Annotated in this window: 16 protein-coding genes; 3 read left to right on the top strand and 13 right to left on the bottom strand. The window is 65.6% G+C overall.

Features of this window, described 5'->3' with window-relative positions:
- Positions 1-19 precede the first annotated feature (19 nt).
- Positions 20-1,330, top strand: coding sequence for an HNH endonuclease signature motif containing protein (locus CH262_RS16205; protein WP_094717937.1), 1,311 nt, complete (start codon positions 20-22; stop codon positions 1,328-1,330).
- A gap of 106 nt (positions 1,331-1,436) precedes the next feature.
- Here the strand turns inward: CH262_RS16205 and lepA are convergent, their stop codons facing one another.
- Positions 1,437-3,284, bottom strand: a complete 1,848-nt coding sequence (lepA, locus tag CH262_RS16210; protein WP_045194648.1) for a translation elongation factor 4 — start codon at positions 3,282-3,284, stop codon at positions 1,437-1,439.
- Positions 3,285-3,432: 148 nt separating this feature from the next.
- Between lepA and CH262_RS16215 the strand changes: the two genes are divergently transcribed.
- Entirely contained in the window at positions 3,433-4,002 is a 570-nt protein-coding gene (locus CH262_RS16215) for a type II toxin-antitoxin system PemK/MazF family toxin (RefSeq protein WP_048318614.1), read from the top strand.
- A gap of 48 nt (positions 4,003-4,050) precedes the next feature.
- Here CH262_RS16215 and CH262_RS16220 read toward each other — a convergent pair whose 3' ends face one another.
- Genes CH262_RS16220 through CH262_RS16230 form a run of 3 tightly spaced genes read right to left on the bottom strand, consistent with a single transcriptional unit; the run spans position 4,051 to position 7,418 of the window.
- On the bottom strand, positions 4,051-4,881 hold the full coding sequence (locus tag CH262_RS16220) for a transglutaminase family protein (RefSeq protein WP_048318613.1): 831 nt from the start codon (positions 4,879-4,881) through the stop codon (positions 4,051-4,053).
- Between the two features lie 8 nt (positions 4,882-4,889).
- Positions 4,890-5,864 (bottom strand): alpha-E domain-containing protein, encoded by a 975-nt coding sequence (locus tag CH262_RS16225; protein ID WP_027497520.1) that lies wholly within the window; start codon positions 5,862-5,864, stop codon positions 4,890-4,892.
- Positions 5,865-7,418, bottom strand: coding sequence for a circularly permuted type 2 ATP-grasp protein (locus tag CH262_RS16230; RefSeq protein WP_228139415.1), 1,554 nt, complete (start codon positions 7,416-7,418; stop codon positions 5,865-5,867).
- Positions 7,419-7,773: 355 nt separating this feature from the next.
- Here CH262_RS16230 and rpsT point away from each other — a divergent pair, with 355 nt between their 5' ends.
- Entirely contained in the window at positions 7,774-8,034 is a 261-nt protein-coding gene (rpsT, locus tag CH262_RS16235) for a 30S ribosomal protein S20 (RefSeq protein ID WP_027497522.1), read from the top strand.
- A gap of 75 nt (positions 8,035-8,109) precedes the next feature.
- Here the strand turns inward: rpsT and holA are convergent, their stop codons facing one another.
- From holA to CH262_RS16280, 9 genes are all read right to left on the bottom strand, one after another.
- Positions 8,110-9,081: a DNA polymerase III subunit delta gene (gene holA / locus CH262_RS16240; protein ID WP_027497523.1), complete on the bottom strand. Its 972-nt coding sequence runs from the start codon at positions 9,079-9,081 to the stop codon at positions 8,110-8,112.
- 56 nt (positions 9,082-9,137) lie between these two features.
- Positions 9,138-10,724: a ComEC/Rec2 family competence protein gene (locus CH262_RS16245; protein ID WP_094717938.1), complete on the bottom strand. Its 1,587-nt coding sequence runs from the start codon at positions 10,722-10,724 to the stop codon at positions 9,138-9,140.
- A complete protein-coding gene (locus tag CH262_RS16250; protein WP_080731722.1) occupies positions 10,721-11,677 on the bottom strand; it encodes a ComEA family DNA-binding protein in 957 nt (318 codons plus the stop codon). The genes CH262_RS16245 and CH262_RS16250 overlap by 4 nt, the downstream gene beginning before the upstream one ends.
- A 107-nt stretch (positions 11,678-11,784) precedes the next feature.
- Positions 11,785-12,633 carry a DegV family protein gene (locus CH262_RS16255; protein ID WP_032384544.1) on the bottom strand — a complete coding sequence of 283 codons (849 nt, stop codon included), beginning with the start codon at positions 12,631-12,633 and terminating at the stop codon, positions 11,785-11,787.
- Complete coding sequence (octT, locus tag CH262_RS16260; protein WP_032384543.1) at positions 12,630-13,382, bottom strand: diglucosylglycerate octanoyltransferase; 753 nt, start codon at positions 13,380-13,382, stop codon at positions 12,630-12,632. Before octT ends, CH262_RS16255 begins: the two co-directional genes overlap by 4 nt.
- On the bottom strand, positions 13,369-14,022 hold the full coding sequence (locus CH262_RS16265) for a histidine phosphatase family protein (protein WP_032384542.1): 654 nt from the start codon (positions 14,020-14,022) through the stop codon (positions 13,369-13,371). The genes octT and CH262_RS16265 overlap by 14 nt, the downstream gene beginning before the upstream one ends.
- Positions 14,019-14,408, bottom strand: coding sequence for a ribosome silencing factor (gene rsfS, locus CH262_RS16270; protein ID WP_027497529.1), 390 nt, complete (start codon positions 14,406-14,408; stop codon positions 14,019-14,021). Before rsfS ends, CH262_RS16265 begins: the two co-directional genes overlap by 4 nt.
- Positions 14,405-15,118 carry a nicotinate-nucleotide adenylyltransferase gene (gene nadD, locus CH262_RS16275; protein WP_027497530.1) on the bottom strand — a complete coding sequence of 238 codons (714 nt, stop codon included), beginning with the start codon at positions 15,116-15,118 and terminating at the stop codon, positions 14,405-14,407. Before nadD ends, rsfS begins: the two co-directional genes overlap by 4 nt.
- A 107-nt stretch (positions 15,119-15,225) precedes the next feature.
- On the bottom strand, positions 15,226-16,641 hold the full coding sequence (locus CH262_RS16280; RefSeq protein ID WP_032384541.1) for a vWA domain-containing protein: 1,416 nt from the start codon (positions 16,639-16,641) through the stop codon (positions 15,226-15,228).
- Between the last annotated feature and the right edge of the window lies 1 nt (position 16,642).

Consider the following 16,642-nt stretch of genomic DNA (forward strand, 5'->3'; position numbering starts at 1 on the left):
TGTTCGATACACTTGGTCCATGGCAACGGAGATCTGGCAACTGAGCGAGACAGAACTCCTCGCCGACGCTGCTGATGTCTCCCACAAGATCCAACTGCTCGAAGCACGGCGCATCGCTCTCGTCGCCGACATCGACACCCGCGTGAGCCGAGAGAAGCTCGGGTTCCCCGGACCCGCCGGCTGGCTGACCTCCACCACCCTGCTCTCACCATCCAAAGCCACCAAGATCGTCGCCCTCGCCCGCGGCATGAAGAACTTCCCCGACATCGCCGACGCCGTCAACACCGGCGTCATGACCATCGACCACGCCGCCCTGATCCTCACCTTCGCCGAAACACCCCCGAAGAACCTCCCCCAAGAGGGCCGCGATGCCGCACGTAAAGCTCTGATCGCCGCCGCCACCGGGCCCGAAGCCCGCACCGACCGCATCCGCGCAGCCATCACCAAGTTGCAGGACACCTTCGGCGGCAAGAAGCCGGCCGCCGAGGACACCGACCGCAACGAACTCTTCGCCTCGAAAACCCTCAACGGACGTCTCGTGGCGAAGATGGATTTCGACGCGATCACCGGAGAAAAGCTGCTCACCGCACTTTCCCCGTTGACCGAACCCCACCCCGCAGCCGACGGCACCCCAGACGACCGCAGCCCCGCCAAGAGACGAGCCGACGCCTTCGGGCACATCCTCGACCAATACCTCGCCACCAGTGACCGCCCCATCGAAGGCGGTGAACGCCCGCACCTGAACCTGCACATCCGGTTGCAGGACCTTACCGACCTCCGCGACAGTGCCGACGACATAACAGACGACGAAACCTCACGCGCAGCAACAGAATCCGACACAGATCCAGTCGCCGCCGACCGCGGCGCGTATCGCGACTTGTTCGGTGACGGCACGTCGGTCGGGTGGCTGCCCTGGATGGGACCCCTCTCCCGCAACACCTCTCGCCAACTCGCCTGCGATTGCCTCCTCACCGCCATCGTCATGGACGAGAACGGCAACCCACTCAACCTCGCCCGCACCGCCCGTACCGTCACCGCGAAACAGAAACGCGCCTTGACTGCCCGCGATCACGGCTGTGCGTTCCCCGGCTGCGGCAAACCCGCCGCCTGGACCGAAGGTCACCACATCTGGCACTGGACCGACGGTGGCCCCACCGACATGGACAACCTCGTCCTCCTGTGCGGATTCCACCACCGCCTCGTCCACCACAGCGACTGGGAAGTATTCATCGGCACCGACAACCACCCTTGGTTCGTACCGCCGGCCACCGTCGACCCCTACCGACAACCCCGACAATCCCACGCCCGAGCAGGCCCCCACATCGCCTGACCCTCGAACGCACCAGCCCCGCGCAAACACCAGCCCCGCACCGAGAACACGGTGCGGGGCCGGAAAGGTTGCGTTACAACGATTTCGGAGAGCGGAAGTCCCGTCCCTACTTCTTCGGCTTGTCCGACGAGGACTCCGAGGACAGTGCCGCCACGAAGGCTTCCTGCGGAACTTCGACCCGTCCGATGGTCTTCATTCGCTTCTTGCCCTCCTTCTGCTTCTCGAGCAGCTTGCGCTTACGGCTGATGTCGCCGCCGTAGCACTTGGCAAGCACGTCCTTACGGATGGCGCGGATGTTCTCGCGGGCAATGATGCGAGATCCGATAGCAGCCTGAATCGGCACCTCGAACTGCTGCCGCGGAATCAGTTCCTTCAGCTTGGTCGTCATCTTGTTGCCGTAGGCCGCAGCGGCGTCCTTGTGGACGATCGCGCTGAAGGCGTCGACGGCCTCGCCCTGCAGCAGGATGTCGACCTTCACCAGCGCTCCGCTCTGCTCGCCGATCTCCTCGTAGTCGAGGCTGGCGTATCCACGAGTACGAGACTTCAGGATGTCGAAGAAGTCGAAGATGATCTCGGCCATCGGAATCGTGTAGCGCAGTTCGACACGAGTCTCCGACAGGTAGTCCATACCGCCGAGCTCGCCTCGTCGTCCCTGACACAGCTCCATGATGGAACCGATGAACTCGCTCGGCGAAATGATGGTGCACTTGACCATGGGCTCGAACACTTCCCGCGCTTTGCCCTCGGGCCAGTACGACGGGTTGGTGACGATGTGCTCGGCACCGTCTTCCATCTCGACGCGGTAGACGACGTTCGGCGAGGTCGAGATCAAGTCGAGGTTGAATTCACGCTCGAGCCGCTCGCGGGTGATCTCCATGTGCAGCAACCCCAGGAAGCCGCAGCGGAAGCCGAATCCGAGAGCCACGGAGGTCTCCGGCTCGTAGGTCAGGGCCGCGTCGTTGAGCTGAAGCTTTTCGAGGGCGTCGCGCAGGTCCGGGTAGTCGGAGCCGTCGAGTGGGTAAAGGCCCGAGTAGACCATCGGCCGTGGCTCGCGGTAACCGGTCAGCGGCTCGGTAGCACCCTTGCGGAACGTGGTGACGGTATCGCCGACCTTGGACTGACGGACGTCCTTGACGCCGGTGATCAGGTACCCCACCTCGCCGACGCCCAGGCCCTTCGTGGCCTTCGGGTCCGGCGACACGATGCCGACTTCGAGCAACTCGTGCGTCGAGCCGGTCGACATCATCGTGACCTTCTCACGAGGGTTGAGTGCGCCGTCGACCACTCGGACGTAGGTGACGACGCCTCGGTAGGTGTCGTAGACCGAGTCGAAGATCATCGCGCGGGCAGGCCCGTCCGGGTTGCCGACCGGAGCCGGCACCAGCTTGACGACCTCGTTGAGCAGTTCCTCGACGCCTACTCCGGTCTTGCCGGACACCCGCAGCACGTCGTCGGCCTCGCATCCGATGATGTGCGCGATTTCGGCGGCGTAACGATCCGGGTCGGCAGCAGGCAGGTCGATCTTGTTGAGCACGGGGATGATGGTGAGCTCTTTGTCGAGAGCCAGGTAGAGGTTCGCCAGCGTCTGCGCCTCGATGCCTTGAGCAGCGTCGACGAGCAAGACAGCACCTTCACACGCTTCGAGCGCGCGGGACACCTCGTACGTGAAGTCGACGTGGCCGGGTGTGTCGATGAGGTGCAGAACGAATTCTTCGCCGTCGACGACCCAGGGCAGACGCACGTTCTGCGCCTTGATGGTGATGCCGCGTTCGCGCTCGATGTCCATCCGGTCCAGATACTGCGCACGCATCGACCGGTCGTCGACGACGCCGGTGAGCTGCAACATTCGGTCTGCCAGCGTCGACTTTCCGTGGTCGATGTGGGCGATGATGCAGAAGTTCCTGATCCTGGACGGATCGGTGAACGTCGTGTCGGCGAAGCTGGGCACTCGTATCCTTCGGCTGGCGTGTTCGAAATGAGCGAACGGGTTTCCCTATCGTCCCACGAGCGGAACGGTGCGCCGTCCCCGGCTGTCCGTCGTGGCTGGTCCCCCGGTGAGTCAGGGCGGTTTGTAGCGCTGCCGCCGTGGCTACACTCGCCGCATGGCTGGCAACTGGAGCAGATTCGGCAAGGAACTGGGCAAGATCGCGATGCGCGAGGGCCCGCGGCTACTGCGTCAACTACAGAACTCCGGTGCGCTACAGAAGGGCAAGGACGCGATCTCCGGAAGCGCGTCGCGCACACCGGCTCCTGCACCTCGCCCCGGCCGTCCGGTGGCATCGCAGACCAGGCCGACCGCCCAACGGGCGCGGACCGTCGAGTACTCCCCCGATCTGGACGGTAAGGCCGATCCGGGTGAGATCGTCTGGACCTGGGTCACCTACGAGGAAGACGCCACTCAGGGCAAGGACCGCCCGGTGCTGGTCATCGGGCGCGAGGGCAACGATCTGCTCGGTCTGATGCTGTCGAGCCAGAGCAGCCGCGACGGCGACCGCGACTGGCAGTCGATCGGATCCGGCGCGTGGGACGCCGAGGGGCGACCGAGCTGGATTCGTCTGGACCGAGTTCTCGATGTGCCCGAGGACGGCATTCGTCGCGAAGGCGCAATCCTCGGTAGAGCTCAGTTCGAGTCCGTGGCAGATCGGTTGCGTCGGGACTACGGCTGGAACTGACCTCGTGCGCGTTTTGCGTATCCCTGGGTACGCAAAACGCGCACGACGCTAGGCCAGTCGCGTGATCTCCACGACCACGTCGAGAGCCGTCGAACCGCCGCCGGAGAAGATGCCCTTGAGCGGCGGGACGTCGGCGTAATCACGGCCGAGTCCGACCGACACGTGCTGCTCGTTGACGGCGATGGCGTTGGTCGGGTCGTAGCCCCACCACGCACCGGTCCAGGCCTCGATCCAGGCGTGGCTCTGGCCCTCGACCGTCGCACCGATCGCGGCCTGCTTCTTCGGATGCAGGTAGCCCGAGACGTACCGACTGGGGATGCCGACGCTGCGCAGCATCAACAGCGTCAGGTGGGCGTAGTCCTGACAGACACCCTTCTTCTCCGACCAGGCCTCCACCGCCGAGGTGTGCACACCGGTGGTACCGGGAACGTACGACATCTCCTGGTTGACCCAGTTGGAGATCTCGACGACCGATTCCTGCGGCGGCAGACCCTTGGACAGCTTCTTCGCGACCGACGCGAGTTGCCGGTTCTTCGGCACGTACTCGGTGTTGTCGAGCACCTCGTTGAAGCGGTCGATCACCTGGTCGCTCGCGAGTTCCTCCCAGGAGGCACTCTCATCCGGGTAGACGAAGGGATCGGTCTCGACCACCGACGATCCGGTGACCTCGAGCTCGGTGTGCGGTGCGTGCAGGTCGAACGCCGTCACCGCTGTCCCCCAGTAGTCGGTGTAGCGGTAGGAACGCGTCACCGGGTTGGTCTCGACTCGGTTGAGAATCACGTTCTGCCGATTGTCACTTCGCGGCGTCAGTCGAGCCTCGTTGTACGACGACGTCACCGGTGCGTCGTACTGATAGCCCGTGGTGTGCACGACACGCATACGCCAGCTCACAGTTCACCTTCCAATTGATCTTCGAATGTTCCCGAGCCGGCGTCCGTCCACGCCACCCACGGAGCGGCGTGGAAATACTGCTTGGAGATCGCATCACCGAGCTCACGGCAGGTTTCCTGCAGGGAGAGCAGGCGCTCCTGCAGATCGTCGAGAATTTCACCGGGACGCAGGAATTCGAGTTCGCTGCGAGCGCGACCGAGTAGACGCTGCGCCTCTGCGCGCGCACCGACTCGACTGTTGGGCTGATGGTCGAGCTGATCGAGTGATCGTTCCGCCTCGTTGAGTGCGTAGAACACCGAACGCGGAAAGAGCCTGTCCAACAACATGAATTCCAGTACTCGCTGGGCATCGAGCGCGCCGCGGTAGGTGCGCAGGTAGGTGTCGTGGGCACCGGCCGAGCGAAGCACAGTGACCCACGCCGGCGACGACGGCCGGTCACCGGCTCGCGAGAGCAACAACCGAACGATCATGTCGATGCGCTCGACCGAGCGACCGAGCAGGAGAAAGCGATAGCCGTCGTCGTGGCTGAGGGTGGAGTCCGCGAGACCGGCGAACATCGCGGCGCGCTCCTCGATGTAGCTGAAGAACTCGGCCGGGCCGGTGCGCTTGGACGCCCTGATGCGCTCGTTCAATCCGTTGTACGTGGTGTTCAAGCACTCCCACATCTCACTGGACGTGACTTCACGCGCACCTCGGGCGTTCTCGCGCGCACTCGACAGTGAGTCCACGATCGAACCCAATCCGTCGCGGCTGAAGGCGACGACCTCGGTAAGCGACCACACGTCGAGCGAGACGTCCGGCTCGTGCTGGAAACCGAGCACTCGCAACAACACTCGCGAAGTGTGGTCGGGATCGACTGTGGCGTCTTCGAGAAGCTGGTGGACGGTGACATCGAGAATGCGGGCCGTGTCGTCCGCTCTCTCCACATACCGCCCGATCCAGTAGAGCGACTCTGCGTTGCGCGCGAGCATTTACTGTCCACCGCCGTTCGAGTCCGAGTTCGTTGCCTGCTGCTGTTGCTGTTGCTGCTGCTGATTCATTTGTTGGTCCATCGTCAGCTCCGGGCCTTGTTCGGCCATCGGTGACTCCGGCGGAACGCTGACGATCTCGTCGCCGGTAAGTTCCTGCTCCTCCTGAGAGGTCCGAGTGGCGAGCACCCAGGTGTCCTTGCTGCCACCGCCCTGGCTGGAGTTCACCACCAGGGACCCCTCCGGCAACGCCACCCGGGTCAGACCGCCGGGCAACACCCAGACGTCGTCGCCGTCGTTGACCGCGAACGGCCGCAGGTCGACGTGGCGGGGTACCAAGCGATCGCCGATCTTCGTCGGCACCGTCGAGAGCTGTACGACGGGCTGGGCGATCCAGCCGCGCGGATCCGCGCGGACCTTCTTGCTGATGGTGGCGAGTTCCTTCGGCGAGGCGTCGGGTCCGAAGACGATGCCGTAGCCGCCAGAACCTTCCACTGGCTTGATGACCAGTTCGTCGATGCGGTCGAGGACTTCCTCGCACTCGTCGTCGAGCCAGCACCGGAACGTGTCGACGTTGGCCAGCAGCGGCTTCTCGCCCATGTAGTAGTCGATGATGGTGGGAACGTAGGTGTAGACGAGCTTGTCGTCGCCGACGCCGTTTCCGACGGCACTCGAGATGACGACGTTGCCTGCGCGGGCGGCGTTGACCAGACCTGCTACTCCCAGCACCGAGTCGGGACGGAACTGCATGGGGTCGAGATAGTCGTCGTCGATGCGTCGGTAGATGACGTCGACCTGACGCTCACCCTCGGTGGTGCGCATGTAGACGATGTTGTCTCGGCAGAACAGGTCTCGACCTTCGACGAGCTCGACGCCCATCAGCCGAGCGAGCAGCGAGTGCTCGAAGTACGCCGAGTTCGCCACGCCGGGAGTGAGAACCACCACGGTCGGGTCGGCCTCGTTGAGGGCGGCCGATGCGCGCAGTGCCCGCAGCAGGTGCGAGGCGTAGTCGCCGACGGCACGCACGCGGTGACTGGCGAACAGGTCCGGGAACACCCGGGCCATGGTCCGGCGGTTCTCCATGACGTAGGAGACGCCCGAGGGTGAACGCAGGTTGTCTTCGAGGACACGGAACGTGCCCTGCGCGTCGCGCACGAGGTCGATTCCGGCGACGTGGATACGTACGCCGTTGGGCGGGGTGATGCCGACGGCCTCACGGTGGAAGTGCTCGCACGACGTGATCAGCCGTTTCGGAACGACGCCGTCTCGCAGGATTTCCTGGTCTCCGTAGATGTCGGCGAGAAACATCTCGAGAGCCTTGACGCGTTGCTTGATGCCGCGTTCCAGACGCGACCACTCCCCTGCTGCGATGACGCGGGGCACCTGGTCGAGCGGGAACGGGCGTTCTTGGCCGGACAGCGAGAACGTGATGCCCTGGTCGACGAACGCGCGTCCGAGCGCATCCGATCTGGCGTCCAGGTCCACGGCGTTCGCCGGGGCGAGCGCCGTGTGGATTCCTTTGTACGGCGTTCGAGTACGACCGTCCGAGTCGAACATCTCGTCGAAGGCGAGGCTGTACTTTCCGACGTCGGAGTACCCCCCGAACACCCCGTCTGCATCGGGTTCGACACGATCCGCTGACTTCGTTCTGGTCGCTTTGGCCTTGGAGGCGGCATGCGTTGCCGATCGCGGACTCATCCTGGCAATGTTGCTACAGAGACAGGAGTTAGGCGCGGTAGAAGCGTTAAATTCTTGAAACGGCTGTGGAGGGCGACGCCGGATTGGGTTCTGCCGTCCTGTGCTGGTATTCTCGATCTTCGGCGCAGGGCTCAACGCTCAGCAGCAGACTTCGGGCATTCCAGCATGGATCGCCCTGACCGGAATACCGACGAAGACGACAAGGATTTTACGCGTGGCCAATATCAAGTCCCAGAAGAAGCGGATTCTCACCAACGAGCGTGCACGCCTGCGCAACCAGTCGGTGAAGTCCTCCCTTCGCACCGTCATCCGCTCGTTCCGCGAGGCACAGGCTGCGGGCGACAAGGACAAGGCTTCCGAGATTCTCCTCGATGCCGGCCGCAAGCTCGACAAGGCTGCCAGCAAGGGCGTCATCCACAAGAACCAGGCCGCGAACAAGAAGTCGGCACTGGCTCTCGCAGTCAACAAGCTCTGATCTCGTACTGAGCTCGACCGAGCCCGCTGCATCCGACAAGGACGCAGCGGGCTTTGCCGTGCGCCGGGCACGCCGCTAGCGGTCACCCAACGAGGCGACCTCGGCGACAGCTCGCTCCACCGCGTAGTCCGCGTCCGCTGCTTGACCTTTGACGTCGGCGTTCAGCTGCGCCACCACACGCAGGGCCTGCGCTATCGAGCGGCCGTTCCAGCCGCGCGCTTGGCCCTGCGCCTTCTTGATCTTCCAGGGTGGCATTCCCAGTTCGCCTGCCATCCGGAACGGGTCACCGCGACCGGCCGAGCCGACGAGCGCGATGGTGCGCACGGCATCGGCGAGCGCATCCGCGAGAAGAACGTGGGCCACTCCCCGGTGCATCGCCCACCGCAAGGCTTCGAGAGCGCCGGCTCGATCACCGATGACGGCCTTGTCCGCGACGTCGAATCCCGATACCTCCGCTTTGCCCGAGTAGTACCGACGCACGGCGGCCAGATCGACTTTGCCTCCGGTATCGGAGACCAACTGTGAACACGCCGAGGCCAATTCGCGGAGTTCGTTACCGACGGACTCGACGACAGCCTCGATCACCTCGCCGCTGACGCGGACGTCCGCCGCGCGAAACTCGCCTCGAACGAAATCGATCCGCTCGGCCGGTTTGGTGAGCTTGACGCATTCGTGGACCTGAGCCCCGCATTTCTGGAGGGCACCGACCATCGCTTTGGCGCGGCCGCCGCCGGAATGCATGACCACCACGACGGCGCCCTCCGGTGGATCGGTAGCCGCGTCGAGCACCAGAGCGACTGCATCCTTACCGGCCTCGGCCGCCGCCTCGAGTACGACGACACGGTCTTCGGCGAACAGCGACGGACTCAGCAGTTCGGCGAGCTCGGGAGCACTTGCGTCACCGGTCCGCAGCCGGGTCACCGGCAGGTCCTCCCCCGGGATCGCCGCATTCGCGCGCACCTGCGTCACGATCGCGGCCACCGCACGATCCATCAGTAGTTCCTCGTCGCCGAGTACCAGATGCAGAGGAGCCACACTCGAAGTCACGACCATGATCGTGCCATGCGCCGCCGACACCACGGACATCCGCTTCGGACCGTCACTCACCACACGACGTGGGCCGTCCACAGCGCCAGAAGTGCAATCGCGAACGTGGCCGACACCCAGCGGAACAACGCCCATCGCAGCGCGCCCAGGAGCACGACTGTGCCGACGGTCGCCGCCGCGATTCCTCGGACACCCTCCGGAACGACGACCGATGCTGCCGGCACCGACGCGGCACGCTCGGCCACCGTGATCAACCACCACAACGGTGCCGACGCCAGTTGCACCGTCATGTCGGCGAGCGAGGTACTGACCACAGCCAACACCGCAGTCACAGTGCCTACCACGGTGATGGGGGCGACGACCGGCGAGACCAGTACGTTCGCAATCACACCCACCACGCTGAAGGTTCCCGCCATTGCCGCGACGACGGGCGCCGTCACCACGTGGGCCGCCGCGGCGACCGCCACCACCTCCGCAGCTGCCCGGGGCCATCCTCGGGCCCGCAGCCAGTCCACCCAGATCGGCGCCACCAGCACCAGCCCCGCGGTGGCGAACACCGACAGCACGAATCCGACGTCCACGGCGAGCCGCGGCCACCACCCGAGTAGTGCCAACACCGCGCCGCACAAGGCCGGGACCGCTTGCTTCCGTCTGCCGGTCACCAAGGCCAGCAAACCGATCGACCCCATCACCGCGGCGCGCAACACGCTCGGGGACGGTCTGGCCACGACGACGAAGGCGATCAGAACGACGAAGGCAATCGTGACGGTGGCGCGAGGCCCTATCCCTATGCCGCGCAACACCAACAGCACGGCACCGATCAGGATCGAGAAGTTCGCACCCGACACCGCCGTCAGATGCGTCAAGCCCGCGGCTCGGAAGTTCTCGACTACCTGCTCGTCCAATCGTGAGACATCGCCCACGACGAGGCCCGGCAGTAGACCTGCCCGGTCCGACGGGAGCGAATTCTGCGCCACGTCTGCCAGATTCGAGCGAAACGAGCCCGCCGCCGACGAGACCGGTCCGGGCTCACCTACTGCCACCGGCGGACCGGTCGTTCGGATGACGGCCACGGTCATATCGGACCTGGTGGGCACCCCGAGCCGGCCTCGGACCGTGATCTGCTGGCCCGGAAGTAGTGCCGACCATGTCGACTCCGGCGCCACGATCGATACCCGGCCGCCGGCGTAGAGCGCCTCGCCGCCGACATCGACGCGGGTCATCTCCGCCTGCAACATCACCATCGGCGGCCCGGGCGCGGGTAGGCGTCGCGGATCTTCTTCGAGATCGACCACTGCCGTGATCCATGCCCGATTCTGCGCGGCCGCAGCCACTGGATGCTCCGCCACCGAGCGCATCTGAAGCCAGATCGCACCGCCGAAGCACAGCGCCACGACGATCACCGCGGCCGCCCCGGACCACACGTGCCTCACGGCGTCCACTCGACCCTCGGAGATCCTTTGCAGCACAACGGCTCCCAGCACCATGATCGCGCACGTCACCACCGTGGCCTTCACCGCCGCGCTCGGACCGGCGAGAATACCGGCCGCAGTGATCGACCAGGATGCCGCCGCCGCCGGAATGAGGCGGATGTCGAAAGGAACTGGTTCCTCCGAGTCCGTCGACGACGGCACCCCGGTCACGAGACTCGGACCAGATCGCGAATCTTGGTGAGCCGGCCCGGGCCGATACCGTCGACCTCGGCGAGCTGATCGACCGATACGAAGCGGCCGTTCGTGTCTCGCCAGCTCACGATCGACGTTGCCGTCACCGGTCCCACACCGGGCAGCGCATCCAATTCTGCGACCGTGGCCGTATTGAGGTCCACCGCGCCGCCGGCGGCAGGGCCCGCCTGGTCCGTGGTCGAACCGGCACCACTGTCGGGTCCAGGGCCCTGACCCGACGTGGTGCCGCTGACCGGAGGGGCCGCCGGGGCCGGCACGAGCCCCACGACGATCTGATCGCCGTCCGACACCCGAGCTGCCAAGTTCAGCGCCAACAGATCGGCACCCTCCACAGCCCCTCCCGCTGCGGCCAAGGCGTCGGCGATGCGCGAGCCTGGTTGCAGCCGAACGAGACCGGGATGCGCGACGAGTCCGACGACACTGACGACAAGTTCTGTTTCGACAACCGGTGCCGTGCCGGCCGTCTTGTCCGGCGACCGGCCCACCGACCCGGATTCGGACATCGCCGAGTCCGGCGCGCGGGTATCGGCGGCGTCGGTGGAGACCACCGCCAGAGGTGGTGCGGGCGCAGGCGTCGGCGCATCTCGAAACACCGCGAAGCCGGCGACGAGGACCACGAACACACCCGCCGCCGCCAACGCCTTCACACCGGGTCGGCCGGGATCCATCCGCGCGAATCGCCACCGCTGCGGTAACAACGACGACCATGGTGATTCGGGACGCTGCGCGGCAGGAAGCAGCCACTCCGGATCGGGACGCACGACGCCGTCCTGTGGTTGCCCGATCGGCGCCTCGCCCTGGGGGCCATCGAATTCGTCGACTCGGCGCGGCTCGGCGCGCGCGGAATCACTCTGCCTCCGCACGGAATTCAATCGTGCCACCGTGTGTGCCCGATCGTCGTCGCCGCCCATGTCTCAGGACGCTAGCGCCTTCCGGACGGACCCGACCGGGGCGAACGGTGGTCACGAACTGCCCTGTGCACAACCGAGAGTCTGTGGATGACGCGGCTCGATACGCTCTACCGATGACCAGGAGCGACGACTACGCCGACGGCACCGGGACCGACGTGTGCACCGAGCACCGCACCGAACGGCAGCACGTCGACGCTGGTCAGGCCCGGGATACGCGCCATCAGCAGGGCAGAGACGTCCTCGGCTCGCTCGGCGCACTGCATATGATGCACCGCCACGACAACCCCGGAATCCGTACCGATGTCGGCCGCCGCGGCAGCTGCCGCGTCCACCAGCTTGCTCAGTGCCTTCGAGGAGGTTCGCGTCTTCTCGCGCAACACCAGCGCACCATCGCTGATGTGCAGCACCGGCTTCATCGCCAGGGCCGTACCGAGCAGGGCTGCGGCAGTGCCGATACGGCCGCCGCGGCGCAGGTGATCCAATCGATCGACGACGATGAAACATCTCGACGACGCAGACCTGCGCACAGCATCGTCGTAGACCTCGTCGAGTCCGGCTCCACCCGCTGCGGCATACGCTGCTGCCAGCGCCGGGTAGCCCAATCCCATTCCGGCAGAACCGGAATCGACAACCTTCACCAACGATCCGATCTGCTCGGCGGCCTGCCGCGCAGCCTCCCAGGTGCTCGACAGGCCCCGGGAGATGTGCAGTGCGACGACGCCCGCCCCGCGACTGCGTTCGAGAGCTGCGGCATAGACCTCGGTCAGCTCGCCCGGAGACGCCCCCGCGGTCGTCACCGGCTTTCCGTCGGTCGATCGTTCGGGAATCTCGTCGATACCCTCACGATGGTCGACGCCGTCCACCAACACATGCAGCGGTGCCACCGTGATACCGCACTCGGCGGCTACGGACACGGGCAGGCAGGACGACGAATCGGTGACGACGGCGACGGTCATGGGTGCCGGATCGCTGCCGCCGCTGCCACCGGTCGCAACACCGTCAGCATTGCGTCGGCCACAGCCACGTGTGCGTCCCAACCCCAGTGGATTCCGTCGGGGTTGGCGTTCTCGGAGTCGATGTTCGGACGAACTGCCTCCGCGAGATCGACCATGGGAACACTACGTTCGTCGCTCCAGGCACGCAGCGCTCGCACCGCGGGCTCGCGCCCCGAATGCACCTGCCCGTAGGCGTCGCACCGATGCACCGACGGATAGGTACCGACGACGGGCAATTCCGGCCGCACGTAGGCCAATGCGGCGCGGGTCTGTTCGAGGTAGTCGACACTCAATCGCGGCGGAAGCGCCACCGGCCAACCGAGATGCGACAGAACCGGCTGCACCGCTTGATAACCCGCGCGAACGACCCGCCGAAGTGCGGGCGGACGGATGTAGCGGATCTGCTCACGCAACGCGGTCGGTAGCGGCGACGGCAACGAGTCCATGCCGCCGATTCCGAGTACGACGGCACCGGCCCGCGGTATCACCGCCCACACTCGCGGATCCTGGGTCAGAGCCCACCACGCATCGCGGCTCGTCCAGCCGATGCGGGCTACCAGCTCGACATCCCAATCCAGCTCTGCAGCAACGATATTGGGCCATAGTCGAGGATCGTCGACCGGCAGCCCGCCCTCGGGTCCGTAATAGCTCAGCGAGTCCGCCAGCACGAGCAGCACGGGGCGCGCGGCGGCCTCCTCAGAGGACGTCACTGGCCACCCGCGCCGAGGCGTTCCAGACGTCGAGCCGCCAGGACGGGTTGTCACCGGGTCCGTGCGCACCGAGCTGTACCCAGCTGGTGTTGGCGAGGCCGCCGAGCACTGGCCAGCGATCGGTCGGCAGTGCGAGCAACGCTGCGGTCAGGGCAGCGATCAACCCGCCGTGCGCCACGAGCACCAGTGGTCGCTGGTCGCCGTCGGCACCCCACTCGGGGACGCCGCCGAGGAGCTCACGCACCAGCGGCACGCTGCGGTTCGCAACGTCGATGCGACTTTCCCCACCGGGCGGGGCGACGGTTGCGTCGGCACGCCAGGCCGGACGCGCACCGGGGGCGATGTCGTCCACTTCGGTGTGGGTGAGTCCCTGCCAGTCGCCGAGATGTGTCTCCCGCAGCCGCTCGTCCGTGGACACCGCGACTCCAGCCGCATCCCCGAGAGCTTCCGCAGTGTCGAGAGCGCGCTTGAGATCGGACGAGACGATGCGGATGGGCGCGCGGACAGCCAGTTCGGCCGCAGCCGTCTTCGCCTGACTGCGGCCCAGCTCGGACAGATCGGTATCGAGCTGGCCCTGCATACGGTCGGTGGCGTTGTAGTCAGTCTGACCGTGGCGAAGCAGGATGAGCCGCCGGATCATTGCTCCGGTTCCGGTGCCGGATGCTGACCGAGGCCCGGAACCTCGATCGTCGGGCAGTCCTTCCACAGCCGCTCGAGCGCGTAGAAGTTGCGCTCCTCGTTGTGCTGGACGTGCACCACGATGTCGGAGTAGTCCAGCAGCGCCCAGCGGCCCTCTCTGGTGCCCTCGCGACGCACCGGCTTGTGTCCGGCCTCACGAAGCTGGTCCTCGATGTTCTCGACGATCGAGTTGACCTGACGCTCGTTGGGCGCGGAGGCGATCACGAAGCAATCGGTGATGTAGAGCTGGTCGGAGACGTCGAGGATCACCACGTCGCTGGCCAGTTTGTCGTCGGCTGCGAGCGCGGCGATACGCGCCATCTCGGCGGCTTCGGCTGTTGCAGTCACTTCGGTGTACTCCCACTCGTATGGCTCGGGTTCGCGGTCACTGCGCTGGTGACCGACCCGGCCGGTTGCTTCTTCTGTGGCGCCGGTTCCGACATGGTGACGGATCCGTCGAGGCGCTGCGCGCCCCGTGGTCGATAGAGGTTCCTCTTCGAGATGTATTGCACGACGCCGTCCGGGACGAGGTACCAGACCGGCCGATTTTCACCGGCACGACGTCGGCAGTCCGTCGACGATATCGCGAGTGCCGGGATTTCCATCAATGTGAGAGTGTCGGCGGGCAACGATCGTAGATGGTTGGCCAGATGATCGACGCCGAGCTCGAACCCCGGCCGCGTCACTCCGACGAACTTCGCGAGCTCGAAGAGCTCCTCCCAGTTCTGCCACGTCAGGATGGACTCGAGCGCATCGGCACCGGTGATGAAATACAACTCGGCATCGGGGTGCTGCGCTCGAAGATCCCTCAGGGTGTCGACGGTGTACGTCGACTTCTCCCGGTCGACGTCGACCCGGCTCACCGAGAACCGAGGATTCGACGCGGTGGCGATGACCGTCATCAAGTAGCGATCCTCGGCCGGGCTGACCGACCGGCCCTCCTTCTGCCACGGGGTCCCGGTGGGAACGAAGATGACCTCGTCCAGACCGAACGTGGCAGCCACCTCGCTCGCAGCCACGAGGTGACCGTGGTGAATGGGATCGAAAGTGCCGCCCATGACCCCCAACCGGAGAGTCGGCGTGGTGTTCGTGTCCTCACCGGGGCCGGATTCGTGCTGCACAACCGTCGATTCTACGTCCGTGACAGCGACGCCGGTTACACGCCTCATACCGGCAACAGTCGTGAGACCACCGTCGCGAGCTGTTGGGCCGACCGACACTCGTGCATCGCAATCACGTCCGCATACACCTTGGCCGCCGAATCACCGGATCCCCACTGAGATTTGGGCTCGGGGTTGAGCCAGTAGGCGTGCTTGGCCACCGAGACGATTCGGGCTAACGCCGGCAGCTTCGGTTCTCGATAGTTCGTCCGGGCATCGCCCAGAACGAGAACCGAACTGCGGCTGGTGATGACCTGCGCGTACTTCTCGTCGAATGTCGTCAGGGCATGCCCGTAATCGGAATGGCCGTCGTAGGTCACCAGGTCCGCTTCACGCACGATCCGGCTCATGGCGGCCCCGAGGTCTGCCCCGGAATCGAAGAACCGAGTCACCTCGTCGGTGGAGTCGACGAACGCAAAGATTCGTACCCGGGAGAACTGTTCACGAAGAGCGTGCACCAGCAGCAGGGTGAAGTTGCTGAATCCGGCCACCGACCCCGAGACATCGCACAGCACAACCAGTTCCGGCCGGGCCCGACGCGGCTTACGCTCCACCAGGTCGATGGGAATACCGCCGGTCGACATGGATTTGCGCAGCGTGCGTCGCAGATCGATGGAGCCGTGCCTGCTTCGACTGCGGCGCACCGCAAGTCGCGAGGCCAGCAACCGCGCCAGCGGTGCGACGTTACGCCGCAATGCAACCATCTCCGTGTCCGAGGCACGCAGGAAATCGACTTCCTCCGCCAGTTTCGGCACGCCGTAGCTCGCTACCCGGTCGCGGCCCAGTTTCTCGGCCGACCGTCGCCTCGTCTCGCTCTCGACCATCTTGCGTAGGTCGGCAATGCGTTGCGCTGCAGTCCGTTTGGCCACCTCCGACTCGTAGTCGTCGGTGGGCCGATCCGGCGTATCGTCACTTCGGCCCAGCAGGCCGTCGAGGATCTTGCGGAGCAGCGTGTCGGGAGCGACATCACGCAACGCCTGATAGGCCGAGAACGACGGCCCGTTCGATGACTTGTACTGACCGAGCTCTTCGACCATCTGGGCCGCCAGCATCTGGGTCAGTTCGGCCGCCTCCGCCGAGTCGTCCGAGAGCAGTTCGACGATCAGTTCACGCAACGCATCGATATCGACCTCGCCTGTCTCGGTGCGAGGCAGCGCGGTGTCGATCTGCCCCGAATCCCTGGTACCCGATGCCACCGGAAACCACAGGTCGAACAACGCGTCGAACACCCCGCGGTGCGTCGGACGTCTCAGCAGCGCGCAGGCCAGCCCTTCGCGGACCGCTTCTCTGTCCAACAGATCCAACACCGACAGGACGCGTCCGGCATCCACGGTCTCCGACGGCCCCACCGAGATCCCACGCTTACGCAACGCCTCGACGAAGCCGACGAGATGCCCGGGAATTCCGTGTGGGGCGAGCATG

The organism is Rhodococcus sp. 05-2255-1e (assembly GCF_002259025.1).
Lineage (GTDB): Bacteria > Actinomycetota > Actinomycetes > Mycobacteriales > Mycobacteriaceae > Rhodococcoides > Rhodococcoides fascians.